Source organism: Undibacterium sp., assembly GCF_030683615.1.
Classification (GTDB): domain Bacteria; phylum Pseudomonadota; class Gammaproteobacteria; order Burkholderiales; family Burkholderiaceae_D; genus Undibacterium; species Undibacterium umbellatum.
In genome coordinates, this window is record NZ_JAUXQE010000021.1 from 314,488 (window position 1) to 328,268 (window position 13,781).

At 48.7% G+C, this 13,781-nt stretch carries 14 protein-coding genes; 8 read left to right on the forward strand and 6 right to left on the reverse strand.

Annotated features, from left to right (window positions below; genetic code table 11):
• Nucleotides 1-28 precede the first annotated feature (28 nt).
• The 3 genes from holB to mltG are packed head-to-tail and all read right to left on the reverse strand — an operon-like array spanning nt 29 to nt 2,732.
• On the reverse strand, nt 29-1,063 hold the full coding sequence (holB, locus tag Q8K39_RS10980) for a DNA polymerase III subunit delta' (protein WP_305260110.1): 1,035 nt from the start codon (nt 1,061-1,063) through the stop codon (nt 29-31).
• On the reverse strand, nt 1,060-1,707 hold the full coding sequence (tmk, locus tag Q8K39_RS10985; RefSeq protein ID WP_305260112.1) for a dTMP kinase: 648 nt from the start codon (nt 1,705-1,707) through the stop codon (nt 1,060-1,062). Before tmk ends, holB begins: the two co-directional genes overlap by 4 nt.
• Before the next feature lie 38 nt (nt 1,708-1,745).
• A complete protein-coding gene (mltG, locus tag Q8K39_RS10990) occupies nt 1,746-2,732 on the reverse strand; it encodes an endolytic transglycosylase MltG (RefSeq protein WP_186951306.1) in 987 nt (328 codons plus the stop codon).
• Nucleotides 2,733-2,872: 140 nt separating this feature from the next.
• Between mltG and Q8K39_RS10995 the strand changes: the two genes are divergently transcribed.
• Genes Q8K39_RS10995 through Q8K39_RS11005 form a run of 3 tightly spaced genes read left to right on the forward strand, consistent with a single transcriptional unit; the run spans nt 2,873 to nt 4,956 of the window.
• The gene (locus Q8K39_RS10995) at nt 2,873-3,913 is read left to right on the forward strand and encodes a folate-binding protein YgfZ (protein WP_305260115.1); all 1,041 of its coding nucleotides are present in this window, start codon (nt 2,873-2,875) and stop codon (nt 3,911-3,913) included.
• Between the two features lie 18 nt (nt 3,914-3,931).
• Nucleotides 3,932-4,219: a DUF4936 family protein gene (locus tag Q8K39_RS11000; RefSeq protein WP_186951304.1), complete on the forward strand. Its 288-nt coding sequence runs from the start codon at nt 3,932-3,934 to the stop codon at nt 4,217-4,219.
• A complete protein-coding gene (locus Q8K39_RS11005; RefSeq protein WP_186951303.1) occupies nt 4,210-4,956 on the forward strand; it encodes an NRDE family protein in 747 nt (248 codons plus the stop codon). Before Q8K39_RS11000 ends, Q8K39_RS11005 begins: the two co-directional genes overlap by 10 nt.
• Nucleotides 4,957-4,990: 34 nt before the next feature.
• Here the strand turns inward: Q8K39_RS11005 and Q8K39_RS11010 are convergent, their stop codons facing one another.
• From Q8K39_RS11010 to Q8K39_RS11020, 3 genes are all read right to left on the reverse strand, one after another.
• The gene (locus tag Q8K39_RS11010; protein WP_186951302.1) at nt 4,991-6,232 is read right to left on the reverse strand and encodes an MFS transporter; all 1,242 of its coding nucleotides are present in this window, start codon (nt 6,230-6,232) and stop codon (nt 4,991-4,993) included.
• Nucleotides 6,233-6,317: 85 nt separating this feature from the next.
• Nucleotides 6,318-7,628, reverse strand: coding sequence for a homoserine dehydrogenase (locus Q8K39_RS11015; RefSeq protein WP_305260118.1), 1,311 nt, complete (start codon nt 7,626-7,628; stop codon nt 6,318-6,320).
• Between the two features lie 28 nt (nt 7,629-7,656).
• Nucleotides 7,657-8,886, reverse strand: coding sequence for a pyridoxal phosphate-dependent aminotransferase (locus Q8K39_RS11020; RefSeq protein ID WP_305260120.1), 1,230 nt, complete (start codon nt 8,884-8,886; stop codon nt 7,657-7,659).
• Nucleotides 8,887-9,142: 256 nt separating this feature from the next.
• Between Q8K39_RS11020 and bla the strand changes: the two genes are divergently transcribed.
• The 5 genes from bla (at nt 9,143) to Q8K39_RS11045 (ending at nt 13,763) form a co-directional block, all read left to right on the forward strand.
• Complete coding sequence (gene bla / locus Q8K39_RS11025) at nt 9,143-10,042, forward strand: class A beta-lactamase (protein WP_305260122.1); 900 nt, start codon at nt 9,143-9,145, stop codon at nt 10,040-10,042.
• 84 nt (nt 10,043-10,126) lie between these two features.
• Nucleotides 10,127-10,504: an Mth938-like domain-containing protein gene (locus tag Q8K39_RS11030; protein WP_186951298.1), complete on the forward strand. Its 378-nt coding sequence runs from the start codon at nt 10,127-10,129 to the stop codon at nt 10,502-10,504.
• Nucleotides 10,501-12,192, forward strand: a complete 1,692-nt coding sequence (locus Q8K39_RS11035) for a glycosyltransferase family 39 protein (protein WP_305260123.1) — start codon at nt 10,501-10,503, stop codon at nt 12,190-12,192. Before Q8K39_RS11030 ends, Q8K39_RS11035 begins: the two co-directional genes overlap by 4 nt.
• Nucleotides 12,193-12,198: 6 nt before the next feature.
• Entirely contained in the window at nt 12,199-12,570 is a 372-nt protein-coding gene (locus Q8K39_RS11040) for an EamA family transporter (RefSeq protein ID WP_186951296.1), read from the forward strand.
• Nucleotides 12,571-12,635: 65 nt separating this feature from the next.
• Entirely contained in the window at nt 12,636-13,763 is a 1,128-nt protein-coding gene (locus Q8K39_RS11045) for a DegT/DnrJ/EryC1/StrS aminotransferase family protein (protein ID WP_186951295.1), read from the forward strand.
• Nucleotides 13,764-13,781: the final 18 nt, after the last annotated feature.

The following is a 13,781-nucleotide window of genomic DNA, read 5'->3' on the forward strand; positions in this document are numbered from 1 at the left end:
TCTGACATGTTCTGGCTTTCGCAATTCTTTAATCAAATAGTGCGGAATATTCAAGCAGCATATCTTCCAAAAATAATTTGGCCGATAAAGGGTGACTGGCAATCGCCTGTCTTTCATTGCAATTCTTGATGAATTGCTGCAAAGCTGACTCATCAACCTGCATGGACAATGCCTTCAACTCCCTCCCATAGCGAGGATGATACCGGATTCTGCCACTTTGTTTGTAGGAAAATATATCGTAGAGCCAACGTTGTAGCCAGCCGACGACGACCGGCATTTCCATTTTCTGCATTTTATCGGCAGTTTTGAGGCTGAGTTCGGTGCCTGGTTTACTTAATAACCGTATAAATTCATCCAAATCCGCACGCAAGTCCGAATGCGCCATTTCGAATGCAGCCAAAGGCGCGCCACCCTGTTGAGCCAGCCAGACATCCGCATCCTTGATGCCATGCGCGTGCAACCATTCCAGCGCGACGCCTGCATCAGGCAGGCCCAAGCCAAATTTATGGCAACGCGACAAGATAGTTGGCAACAATCTGTCTATGCTATTCGACACCAGAATGAATACCGTATTCGCATTTGGTTCTTCCAGAGATTTCAACAAGGCATTTGCTGCTGGCACATTTAGCGCCTCCGCGGGGTACAAGACAATGATGCGTCTGCCACTACGATGGGTAGAAATATTCATGAAATCCGACAGTGCTCGGATTTGGTTGATGACGATTTCCTTGGAAGGTGCTTTACTGGCCTTGCTGGTTTTGCTGCTGGTTTCGGCTTCATCACCAACGGGCGCATCTTCTTCGTCCAGCAATTCAGGCCGGACGCGACGATAATCAGGGTGACTATACTGTGAAAACCAGCCACAGGAACCACATTGCCGACAGGCATGCCCACCCTGCCCCGGGCTTTCACAAAGCAGGGATTGCGCCAGATGTTCGGCAAACACAGTTTTACCTATGCCTTGCGGCCCATGCAATAAAAAGGCATGAGGTAAACGCTGCCCTAAAGCCTGTATCTGTTGCCAGGCATCTTCTTGCCAGCTATATAATGGATGCTGCGTCATCTTGCTTGCTGAGCAGAGCTCAATAAATCATCAATCAATACATCGAGCTGCAAACGAATTGCGTCTATGCTTAGTGTCGAATCAATAATCCTGAAACGTTGAGGGAATTCCCCGGCACGGCGCAGGTATTCATTGCGCGTGGCAGCAAAAAAATCTGCCTTTTCCTGTTCAAACTTATCCAGGTCACGCGTAGCATCCAGGCGTGCGCGAGCCACTTCCAGCGGTACATCGAACAACAGAGTCAGGTCTGGCTGCAAATTTGGATGCACCCATTGTTCCAGTGCATTGAGTTTATCCAGTGATAAATGCCGGCCACCACCCTGATAAGCAAAGCTGGCATCAGTAAACCGGTCAGAGATGACCCAGTCGCCGCGTGCCAATGCTGGCTCTATAACCTGAGCAATGTGCTCGCGCCTGACGGCAAACATCAGCAAGGCTTCTGTCTCCAAATGCATTTTTTGCTTTAATAGCACTTCACGCAAGGTTTCACCCAGGGGCGTGCCACCAGGCTCACGGCTACAAATGACCTTTACATTCTGGGCCTGCAGCGTGTTTTGCAAACGCTCTGCGACGTAGGCGATATGCGTGGACTTACCGGCACCGTCTATGCCTTCAAAGCTGATAAATTTTCCTGTGTGCTTCATTATTCAATTCTATATTCTATTAATGCACCGTGACGCTATCAACGCTGGTACTTGTTCACAGCGCGATTATGGTCATTCAAACTATCAGAAAACTGACTGGTCCCATTTCCACGCGCGACGAAGTATAAAGCATCACTATGCGCCGGATCCAAGGCAGCGGAAATCGATTCCATGCCAGGCAAGGCAATCGGTGTCGGAGGCAAGCCTGCCCGCGTATAGGTGTTATAAGGCGTATCTGTCAACAAGTCACGCTTGTAGATCTTGCCCTGGTAGCGGTCACCCATACCATAAATGACGGTAGGATCAGTTTGCAGCAACATGCCCAAGCGCAGGCGGTTGACAAAAACGGATGCGATCATCGGACGCTCTGATTTTTGCCCGGTCTCTTTTTCTATGATGGAAGCCATGGTCAGGGCTTCATAGCGATTCTTGTATGGTAGGCCATCTACCCGTTTTTTCCAGGCTTCGTCGAGTTTTTTCAACAATTGGTTATGGGCTTGTTCATAAAGCTGTAGATCAGAACTGCCTTTGGCGAAGCGATAGGTATCAGGAAAGAACAAACCTTCCGCTTGCGGAAAGTCTGGCGTAATCTTGCGCATCAACTCTGCTTCGCTCATGCCCTGAGTTTCATGCTTGACGGCAGGATGTGAATCTACCACTTTGCGCATTTGCTGAAAGGTCCAACCCTCGATCACCACAAGACTGGCCATGGAAAAATCACCATTGACGATCTTGTTCAGCAATTCGACTGGTGTCTTACCAGCCTCTATCTCGAAAGAGCCGGCTTTCAAGCGATTTTCTTTCCCCATCAAACGTGCCAGTGCTTCAAACATCAGCGGTTGAACTGGTACTCCTGCTTCAAAAACCTGACGGGCAGATGCGCGCACGCCGCTACCTGGTTTAATAGTGAATTCTTTGACTGCACCTTCCACAAAAATGGCTTGTTGCATCCAATAATAGAAACCGCCACCTGTGGCCAGCGCAAGTAAAATTAGTAATACAAATAATTTTTTTATGAAACCCATGTAGGCAGCTTAATCAAAATTGAGGGAGTTCTGACGAGATTTTGCATACGCTACTATAATTCGCCTGAACAGGTGCAGGCGGTATTGTAAAGCCAGCGCGCACATTAAGCGAATCAGTAAAGAAGAGTGAGTATAACAAGATGACGTGGGAAGACTTTTTATCCAGCCAGGGCGCAACGGTGGAAAACCTGAATACCAACGGTTTTACTCCTCATTGGCAGTCAGATGCCCTGCAAACAGGGTTTGTTGCCCCTTTGACTGATCTGGGCCTAATAAGAGTTGCAGGCGAAGATGCCCCGTCTTTTTTGCATAATCAATTGAGCAATGATGTGGAGCATTTGGGTGCAACAGAGCTGCGCCGTGCGGCTTATTGCACCCCTAAAGGACGCATGTTGGCCAGCTTTGTGTATTGGAAAGATGGCCAGGATATTATCTTGCAGCTATCAAAAACAATACAAGCCTCTGTGCAAAAACGTTTGCAAATGTTTGTTTTAAGGGCGAAAGCCAAATTACACGATATCAATGCAGAATACGTTGTTCTGGGGTTAGGTGGCAGTGCTGCACCTGCAGCACTGCAAGAATGGTTTCCAGAGCTGCCAGCTAAAGTCGACCAACAACTGAGCAACGAATATGGCAGCCTGCTGCGCGTCGCAGACGCCAACAGTTTTCCACGCTATCAATGGATAGCACCTTTGGAAATTGCACAGCTAGCCTGGCCAAAATTAAACGCCCAACTGCGCGCAGTAAACACCAGCGCCTGGCGTGTGACTGAAATTCAGGCTGGCATTGCCACCGTCATCGCCAGCACTCAAGAGAAGTTTGTCCCGCAAATGATCAATTTCGAACTTATCGGTGGTGTGAACTTTAAAAAGGGCTGCTACCCAGGACAGGAAATAGTCGCGCGCAGTCAATACTTGGGCAAACTCAAGCGCCGCATGGCAATAGCACTGGTCCATGCGAAAGATGTAGCTGCAGGAACGGAAGTATTTCATAGTGATGATGTCAGCCAGCCTTGCGGCATGATCGTTAACGCTGAACAACATCAGGAAGACAGCTCTCTGGTGTTGATAGAAATGAAGCTGACTGATCAGGAAAGCGGTCAACTCACACTGGGTTCAGCCAGTGGCGCAGCGATAGAACTGCAACCGCTACCGTATGCAATAACAGATATTACGCAATAAAGAATCAAAAGCAGGCATATGAATTGCTATATCTATTTCAAAGCCAGCGCTAATAAAGAAGCTGAAGTGCTGCAGCAAGAGCGGTTGTTGCAAAAACTTATGCTTCAGGCTGATCAGCAAAGTCCAGGTCTGCAGAGACGTCCGGCAGAACAGGATGGCATGCATACCTGGATGGAGATTTATTATCAGGTTTCGTCAGATTTTGAACAGAGGCTAGAGCTGGCTTACGCGCAAACTGGATTAAAACAATTACAGTCTGGTGAGCGACATATGGAATATTTTGTGGATGTAGACTTATGTGCCTGATCGTCTTTGCCTGGAAACTTATACCCTGCACACCTATCGTGTTTGCAGGTAACCGTGATGAGTTTTATGACCGGCCTGCGGCTGCCGCTGATTGGTGGCAAGACAACCCCAACATATACGCCGGACGCGACCTGCAATCGGGCGGTACCTGGCTGGGCATGACTACGCTGAACGGTGCAGATAGTCTGACAAGCAAATTTGCCGCCATTACGAATATCCGCGCGCCTTCCGAGAAGCGTGAAGACGCGCCTACGCGTGGAGAACTGGTTGCCAATTACCTCAATAGCAACTTGAGCGCACAAGAGTACATCGCCAGCATTCGAGATACTGTTGCCGACTATAACGGTTTCAATTTGCTGATAGGTGATCAGGAAGACCTGATCTGGTTTTCCAATCGCAACCAGGATGATGTACGCAACGGCCAGCCACTACCTCCAGGTATCTATGGCATTTCCAACGCATCACTGGATACGCCCTGGCCCAAAGTCGTCAGAACCAAAGCTGAATTTGCCAGCATGATATGTCAGCGCGCCCCAGTGGATGCCTATTTTGAAGTGCTGGCCAATACCACCCCTGCTCCAGATTGCCGCTTACCCGATACCGGCATTTCATTTGAGATGGAGAGGCTACTTTCGTCGCCTTGCATCGTTTCACCGAGTTATGGCACCCGGGTTTCTACGGTAGTTAAAATCCATAAAGACTATCCGGCGGAATTTCATGAAAAGCTGTTGCGCTAAATAAATTTGGCTATTCGGCCAGCACTTTATACTGCTATACTTTTTCCAATCTGGATTTCCAAAGCAATGCGGCAGCCAGCAACTTTAATATGCAAGGTAAAGCTGCGTAAGCCAGTGTTAACGCTTGCAGACCATTATCGCTCGTCGCACCTGGCACATAACCCAGGTATTCCAGGGCTGGCAAGGCCAATCCGGCAGCGACGGCCAGATTCATCTTGCTGGCCCAGTTCCAGACGCCAAAATAACTGGCTTCGTTTTTTTCGCTATGCCCTGCTGCATGAATAACTCCTGCCAGCAAAGCTGGCGGTAAAGCGAGGTCGGCTCCAAGGCTCATGCCAGAAAAAATGCAAATCAGCGAAAAAGCCCAGGCATCGCCAACACCCAATGCAAGTACGCCGACAAAACTAAACACGGACAAGAGCATGGCAAACAGCCATGCATTGACCTCACCTTTTCTCTGCGCAAGACGCGTCCATAAAGGCATGGATAAAGCAGCCGCGAGAAAATATAGCAACAACAAAACGCCGGACAAATGCGCAAGATGTAAACGGTCTTTGGTAAAAAAAAGGAACAAGGTCGCCGGTATTGCAGCGGCGATACCATTGACAACAAATACCAGGAACAAAGCTCTGAAACTGCGGTTAGCGAATAAATCACGCAAGGACAGCGGCACGTGAGCGCCCATAGTCGCGCCTGATCTGCGTGGCGTATGGCGTATCAAAAACCAAGCTGTAATAAGTAGACTGAGACTCAGCATGCCAGATAAGATCGTGACATTGCCAAACTGAATGATGATGGCGGTGGCGATCACACCAACGAGACCACATGCCTCACGCACACTGGTCAATCTTACCCTTTGCCCTGGCTCCTGTGTCAATGCAGCACCCCAACTCTGAAAAGAGATACTGGCCAGGCTGAATCCGGCATATACAACTACTAGTGCAGACAAGAACCAGAGAAAGGCCAGATTACCGGATAAGTGTGGCGGATGAAACAGGCCCGTGAAACCGGCAATCAATAATGGCAACGCAAGAACTATATAAGGTGCATAACTACGGCTTTGTGGTCTACGATCTATCAATGCCCCTATAAAGGGATCAAGGAAGGCATCCATGATACGAGTCAGCAATAATGCCGTACCTATGGCCGATAAAGACATACCCAGGCGATCAGCATAGAACTGTGGCACATAGACATAAATCGGTAAGGCTACCATCGCCAAAGGAAAACCAAACATAGCATAGGCAAGTAACTGCTTTAGAGAGAGGCGCGGCATATCTTCGTATTTATCCTGTCTTCAGAAAATAAAAAAGCGTGGTCATTATTCCATGACCACGCTTTTTCGTTTGAAGCCCGATGAATTAGCTCAATTCTTCCAGGCGCAACTTCGTCACCGCACCAAATACTGAATCGAGTTTCTCGATTTTCTCTATCGCAGCAACGATATTTTTTTCTTTGGTCTGATGCGTCAGAATGATGATGTCCGTTTGTGTTTCACCTTCCGCAGGTTCTTTTTGCAGCATGGCATCAATGGAGATCGTCAAATCTGCCAGGATGCGTGTGACATCAGCCAGGACACCAGGCTTGTCTGCCACGTGCATGCGCAGATAGTAACTGGTGACGATTTCTGACATAGGCAACACTGGTAAATCACTCAGTGAATTAGACTGGAAGGCCAGGTAAGGCACACGATGCTCAGGGTCAGCAGTCGCTAAACGAGTGATATCGACCAGATCCGCAATCACTGCAGAAGCCGTAGGCTCTGAACCAGCACCCTTGCCATAGTACAGGGTCGCGCCGACTGCATCGCCATGTACCAGCACGGCATTCATGGCGCCTTCTACATTGGCAATCAGGCGCTTTTCCGGGATCAGGGTCGGATGCACGCGCAATTCTATGCCGGCTTCAGTACGCTTACTGATACCCAGCAGTTTGATACGGTAACCCAGTTCTTCTGCATAACGAATATCGCTGGCTTGCAGCTTGGTGATACCTTCCACATGGGCTTTATCAAACTGCATGGGGATACCATAAGCGATTGCGGCCATGATGGTGGCTTTATGCGCAGCATCCACACCCTCAATATCGAAGGTAGGATCAGCTTCTGCATAGCCCAGCTCTTGCGCCTGCTTCAGCACGGTGGCAAAGTCCAGGCCCTTATCACGCATTTCAGACAAGATAAAATTGGTCGTGCCATTGATGATGCCTGCGATCCACTGTATACGATTGGCAGTCAGGCCTTCACGCAAGGCTTTGATGATGGGGATGCCACCAGCAACTGCTGCCTCAAATGCGACCATCACACCTTTTTCTTCTGCTGCCTTGAAGATTTCATTACCGTGCGTTGCCAACAAAGCCTTATTGGCAGTGACAACATGCTTGCCATTGGCGATGGCTTTCATGACCAGGTCTTTGGCGATGCCATAGCCACCGATCAATTCGATGACGATATCGATATCAGGATTGCTGACCACCAGATTTGCATCATTGACGACTTCACATTCCCCGTTGGTCAACTCTCGTGCCCGCTCAACATTAAGGTCTGCCACCATGGCAATCTCAATCGAGCGACCTGCGCGACGCGTAATCTCTAACTGATTGCGCTTCAAAACGTTGAAAGTGCCGGAGCCGACGGTGCCTATGCCTAACAGGCCTACTTTGATGGGTTTCATAAGTTTTCTAAACAGTAAATTAAATTAATTAATTGGTGCCGTGACGCTTTCGGTATGACTCTAAAAAACTGGCAATACGTCCGAAAGCATCTGTCAAATCATCCGTATTGGGCAAGAACACCACACGGAAATGGTCGGGATTGATCCAGTTAAATCCCGTTCCCTGTACCAGCAACACGCGCTGCTCGGTCAGCAGTTCGTGGATAAACTCCTGGTCATCCTTGATGGGATACATCACGGGGTCCAATTTGGGAAACATATACAGCGCAGCCTTTGGTTTGACGCAAGTCACACCAGGAATTGCCGTCAACAGCTTGTGCGCCAGATCGCGTTGCTTGAGCAAACGTCCACCCGGCCCTACCAGATCATTGATACTCTGGTAGCCGCCAAGCGCAGTCTGAATAGCAAACTGACCTGGTGCATTTGCGCACAAACGCATGGAGGCTAACATATTCAAGCCTTCAATATAATCCTTGGCATGACGTTTTTCACCGGATACGACCATCCAGCCAGCACGATAGCCACAAGAACGATAGTTTTTCGAAAGACCATTCAGCGTCAGGAACAGTACATCATCGGCCAGAGATGCAATGGAGGTATGCACTTCGCCATCATACAAAGTCTTGTCGTAAATTTCATCCGCAAAAACGATGAGTTGATGTTGGCGTGCTACTTCGACTATTTGCTGCAAGACCTCAACCGGGTATAAGGCACCAGTCGGGTTATTCGGATTGATGACGACAATGGCCTTGGTATTAGGCGTAATCTTGCTCTTGATATCGTCGATATCCGGCATCCAGTCTGCACTTTCGTCACAGACATAATGCACAGGTTTGCCGCCAGACAGGCTGACAGCTGCCGTCCACAAAGGATAGTCAGGCGCAGGCACCAATACTTCATCACCGCTATTGAGCAGAGCATTCATGCCCATGACGATCAATTCTGAAGCGCCATTGCCTATATAAATATCTTCTATGGTCACACCACGGATATGTTTTTCCTGGGTGTAATGCATAATCGCTTTACGAGGTGCAAACATGCCTTTAGAGTCGGTATAGCCGGCTGCATTTTGCATATTGCGTATCATATCCTGCACGATTTCGTCCGGCGGATCAAAATTGAAGACCGCCAGATTGCCGATGTTCAGCTTGATGATTTTGTGCCCTTCATCCTCCATCTGCTTGGCTTTTTCCATGACGGGGCCACGGATGTCATAACAAACGTCTGCTAGTTTTAATGATTTTTGTATGGGTCGCACCGCTGCAATCCTTGATAATATTCATGAGTTGGCTAAATCCACATATTCGAACCAGGCAGAAATGAGATGAAAGCGCATGTTAAGCTGCAATGCAAAAATGCTGCACTGCCGAACTTTCCATTCTGCACAAAGCGCCGAATTTTATCAATCAGAACTTGGCAAAAGCTGGACTCGCGAGCAAATTTGCGCGAATAGAGTCGCAACAGGTATCGTAAACGAAGGTTTTGCAACCTAATATCTTAGAGAGGTGCAATCAATGAGAAAATTATTTCTGTTCCTGGCGCTCTCTCTGGCCAGCCTGTGCACTGCTTATTCACAGAATGTGCTGGAATCCATTGCCATAGACAGCGGAGGCAGACTAAGTGCCAGCCTGCTAGTCCTGGAAACCGGACAAAGCCTATGGATATTGCCTGATGCTCCATGTCCCATGCAAGGGGTTTACAGGCTGCCCATAGTGATGGCTGCACTGGCGAAAGTCGATCAAAACAAACTCAAGCTGGAACAAAAAATTGCCATCAGCAAAGAGGATTTCATCAGTGACGTGCAATCCAGCCCTTTAAGAGATGAACATCCAGATGACAATTTCAAAATCAGCGTCAAAGAATTGATGCATCACGCCATTGCCAATGACGATGGCACTGCAAGTGACGTCCTGTTACGCTTGCTCGGCGGCCCGCCTTTCGTCATGCAATATCTGGCGCAATTAGGGATACAGGATATCAAGGTGCTCGATACTGAAAAGGAAATGGGTAAGTCACGGGATAGGCAGTACCGCAATACGGCTACGCCAAAGGCCATGATCAAGCTACTACAAGCCCTTCAGGAAACCAGAGCGCTCAGTCCCCAAAGTCGTGATTTGCTGCTGAAATGGATGAGTGACGCTGAAACCACCCCAAACTCTGCTTCCAGCCCCAATCCTGCCCGTATCAAAGCTTTGCTACCAGCCAGCGCACCCGTCGCTCACAAAATCGGCAGTTCAACCAACCGAAATAGCATGACTGCAGCACACAATGATGTGGGTATTATTACTTTACCCAATGGCCACCATATGGCTGTTGCTGTCTTTTTGACTGACAGTAAGGCACCGCATACCTCCCGCGATTTGACAATAGCCAAAATTACCAAGGTCGGTTGGGATGCATGGGCAAAAAAGTAAGCTTGAGACAAGCGGGAACCTATGAATACTGATAAAAAACGTTACAATGCGCCTCTCTCCAGTCCTAACCCTTGAGTTACATCGATGAAGTTGCACTCTACCCCTACGCAGCAATACCAGACCATCACTGCTTATGAAAAAGACAGTGTAGAAATTAATGCAATTACTTATGCTTACAGCTTGATTGTATTGCCAGAAACCAAGCCGCAGCAATGGTCGGCCACCAGTTTTGAACAATTAAGTGATGCCGATTTTGCACAAATCGAGGCCACAGCGCCCGATGTCGTTATTTTGGGTACGGGCAATAAGCAGCGCTTCGTTCACCCCAGGCTAACCGCCACACTGGCAAGCAAACGCATAGGCGTGGAATGCATGGACAACCAGGCCGCCTGTCGCACCTATAATATTCTTATGGCTGAAGGCCGTAAGGTTGCACTTGCACTGATAATGGAAACTGCATGAACAAGACATCTCCTTACGATTCACCACGTACATTATGGGCGTTGACTATCGCCTTTTTGCTGATCTGGTTTTATATGCTGGGCGCAAGAACTCTGGTGCCGACTGATGAAGGCCGTTATGCACAAATGGGGCGCGAAATGCTGGCCTCAGGTGACTGGATTACCTTGCGTTTGAATGGCATCAAGTATTTTGAAAAGCCCCCCCTACAAAACTGGATGAATGCCCTGACCTTTGCCGTCTTCGGCCTGGGTGATTGGCAAGCACGTTTATGGACGGGCTTGAATGGATTACTTGGCGTTGCTGCTGTTGCCTATACAGGCAACAAGATATTTAACCGTCGGACCGGGATCATCGCTGCACTAGTGTTGGGTTCAAGTTTCTGGTGGGCGGGCATGGGTCATGTCAATTCTTTGGACATGGGTTTGTCTGGCATGATGACTCTGGCCTTGTGCGGCTTGCTGGTCGCCCAAATGGCAGGTGTCAACAGCAAGACTGAACGCAATGCCATGCTGGTGTGTTGGGCAGGCATGGCATTAGCAACGATGTCAAAAGGCTTAATAGGTTTTGTACTGCCTGGTGCTGTATTGGTCATTTATACCATAGTGACACGCGACTGGGGTTTGTGGAAACGTCTGCATATGGGCAAGGGTTTGATCCTGTTTTTTGCCATTACTGCTCCATGGTTTATCTTGATAGCAATAAAAAACCCTGAGCATCCGCATTTTTTCTTTATTCATGAGCATTTCGATCGTTTCACCAGTACCGTACACAAACGCGGCGGCCCCTGGCATTATTTCATCCCCTTGCTCATCGTCGGCATCGTTCCCTGGATAGGTGTCTTGCTGCAAGGGCTCTGGTCTGGTGTCAAAGATAACACCCCAGGCTTTCAACCCAGGAAGATGCTGTTCATCTGGGCTGCTTTCCTGTTTTTCTTTTTCAGTATTTCAGGTTCGAAATTGCCGGGCTATATCCTGCCTATATTCCCTGCACTGGCACTCTTGATTGCCTGCCATCTGGAACAAAATGATAGCCGTCCGGTAAAAGTGGCCGGCATTCTGTTCATCTTAGTCGGCGCAGCCGGTGCAATTGGCCTGGCCGTATATCTGAGCAAACTGGATAGCGCCGACACATTTGACCGCACACTGGCTATAGGTTACACACCATGGATAGTTGGCATTATTGCCTTGGCGATGGTTGGCGGCTTACTCACCTGGTTGCTGGCACGCAAAGGCACAATTGGTAAAGATTGGGCCATCATTTGTCTGGCTGCCAGTGGCTACCTGGTTGGGCAAGTTGCCTTTCTGGGACATAATCCCTGGGGCAAATATATTGCAGGTAGCGAATATCTACCAGCAATCAAGGCTGAACTAACTTCACCAACTACGCCTTTTTACGCTGTAGGCCGCTATGAACAAGCGTTGCCGTTCTATCTGGAAAGGACTGTAACCCTGGTTGAGTTTCCTGATGAAATGCAGTTTGGCCTGCATCAGCAGCCAGAATTATGGATACCCAAGCGCGAGGATTTCATTGCAAAATGGCAGGCACATCAGGACAAGGGCGAAACTGCAGTCGCCATCTTGCGTAATGATATTTATGAAGACCTGAAAAAAACCGACTTCCCTATGCGACTCATTGCCAAGGACCCTCGCCGTGTCATCGTTGCCAACCTGGTCAATAAGAACAAATAGAACCGTATGAACATCAATACCTTTGGCTTCATCTTCACCGGCATCATGCTTAATGCTGTCGCCCAGCTTTTGCTCAAAACTGGAACCAATGCAGTGGGGGCAATTCATCTGACCGCAGAGAATTGGTTTTCAGTCGGGCTCAAGCTGGCAACCCAACTCCCTATCATCGGTGGCCTGACCTGCTACGTCATTTCTGTCGTCGTCTGGATCATAGGTTTGTCGCGTGTCGATGTCAGCATTGCTTATCCGTTACTTTCCTTAGGCTATATCGTCAACGCCATAGGTGCCTGGTATTTTCTGGGTGAAGTCATGTCCCTGCAAAGAATGCTGGCAATCGGTGTGATCATCATTGGTGTTGCCTTGCTGGTAAAAAGCTGAATTGCTCCTTTTTGCACACATCTCATACTCCACAAGAGTAGCTCTGTTTTATTGAAAGGTTCACCATGAGTGACGCATCCAAATTTTTGCCATTTACCAAGCCGACTATTGATGAAGAAACTATTGCCTCCGTCACGGAAGTCTTGCGTTCTGGCTGGCTGACCAGCGGTCCTAAAGTGCAGGCACTGGAAGCACAACTGTCTGAATATTTTGGTGGCCGGCCTGTACGCACTTTCAATTCAGGCACCTGCACAATGGAAATTGCCTTGCGTATTGCTGGCATAGGCACAGGGGATGAAGTCATCACCACGCCAAATTCATGGGTAGCAACCGCCAATGTCATCATAGAGACAGGCGCAACCCCTGTGTTTGCCGACATTGATCCCAAAACACATAATATTGATCTGGACAAAGTCGAAGCAGCGATCACGCCACGTACCAAGGCAATTATTCCCGTGCACATGTGCGGCCTGCCTTGCGATATGGACAAGCTGTATGCGATAGCTGACAAGTACAAGTTGCGTGTCATTGAAGATGCCGCGCAAGCCATAGGTTCTAGCTGGAAAGGCAAGCGTATAGGCTCTTTCGGTGATTTCGCTTCATTCAGTTTCCAGGTCAACAAAAACATCATGACAGGCGAAGGTGGTTGTCTGGTGTTGAACAATGCAGAAGAAGTACGCCTGGCTGAAAAATACAGGTTGCAAGGCGTGACGCGTAGCGGCCTCGATGGCATAGACGTTGATGTGCTGGGTGGCAAATACAATATGACGGACATTGCCGCAGCCATAGGTCTGGGGCAAATGAAGCACCTGACTGAATTCAATACCAAGCGTGCGACTTTGGCAAAGCATTACTTCGACAGCTTTGGCACTGACTTTGAACAAAAGACAGGGGCAGAATTGCCTGTCGCCGACTTTGAAAACAGTAACTGGCACATGTTCCACCTGGTCTTGCCAGAAAGCGCCAACCGCGCCGCATTCATGCAGCAAATGCTGGATCAGCAAATTGGCCTGGGTTATCACTACCGCGCCATCCATCTGTTCAGTATGTACCGTGATCGCGGCTTTACCGACGGCATGTTCCCGATTGCAGAACGCATAGGCAAGCAGATTGTTACTTTGCCATTATTTCCAGCAATGAATACAGAAGATGTCGAAAGAGTCGTGTCTGCGGTAAAATCCTGCCTTCTCTGAAATCGGCAGAACAATATT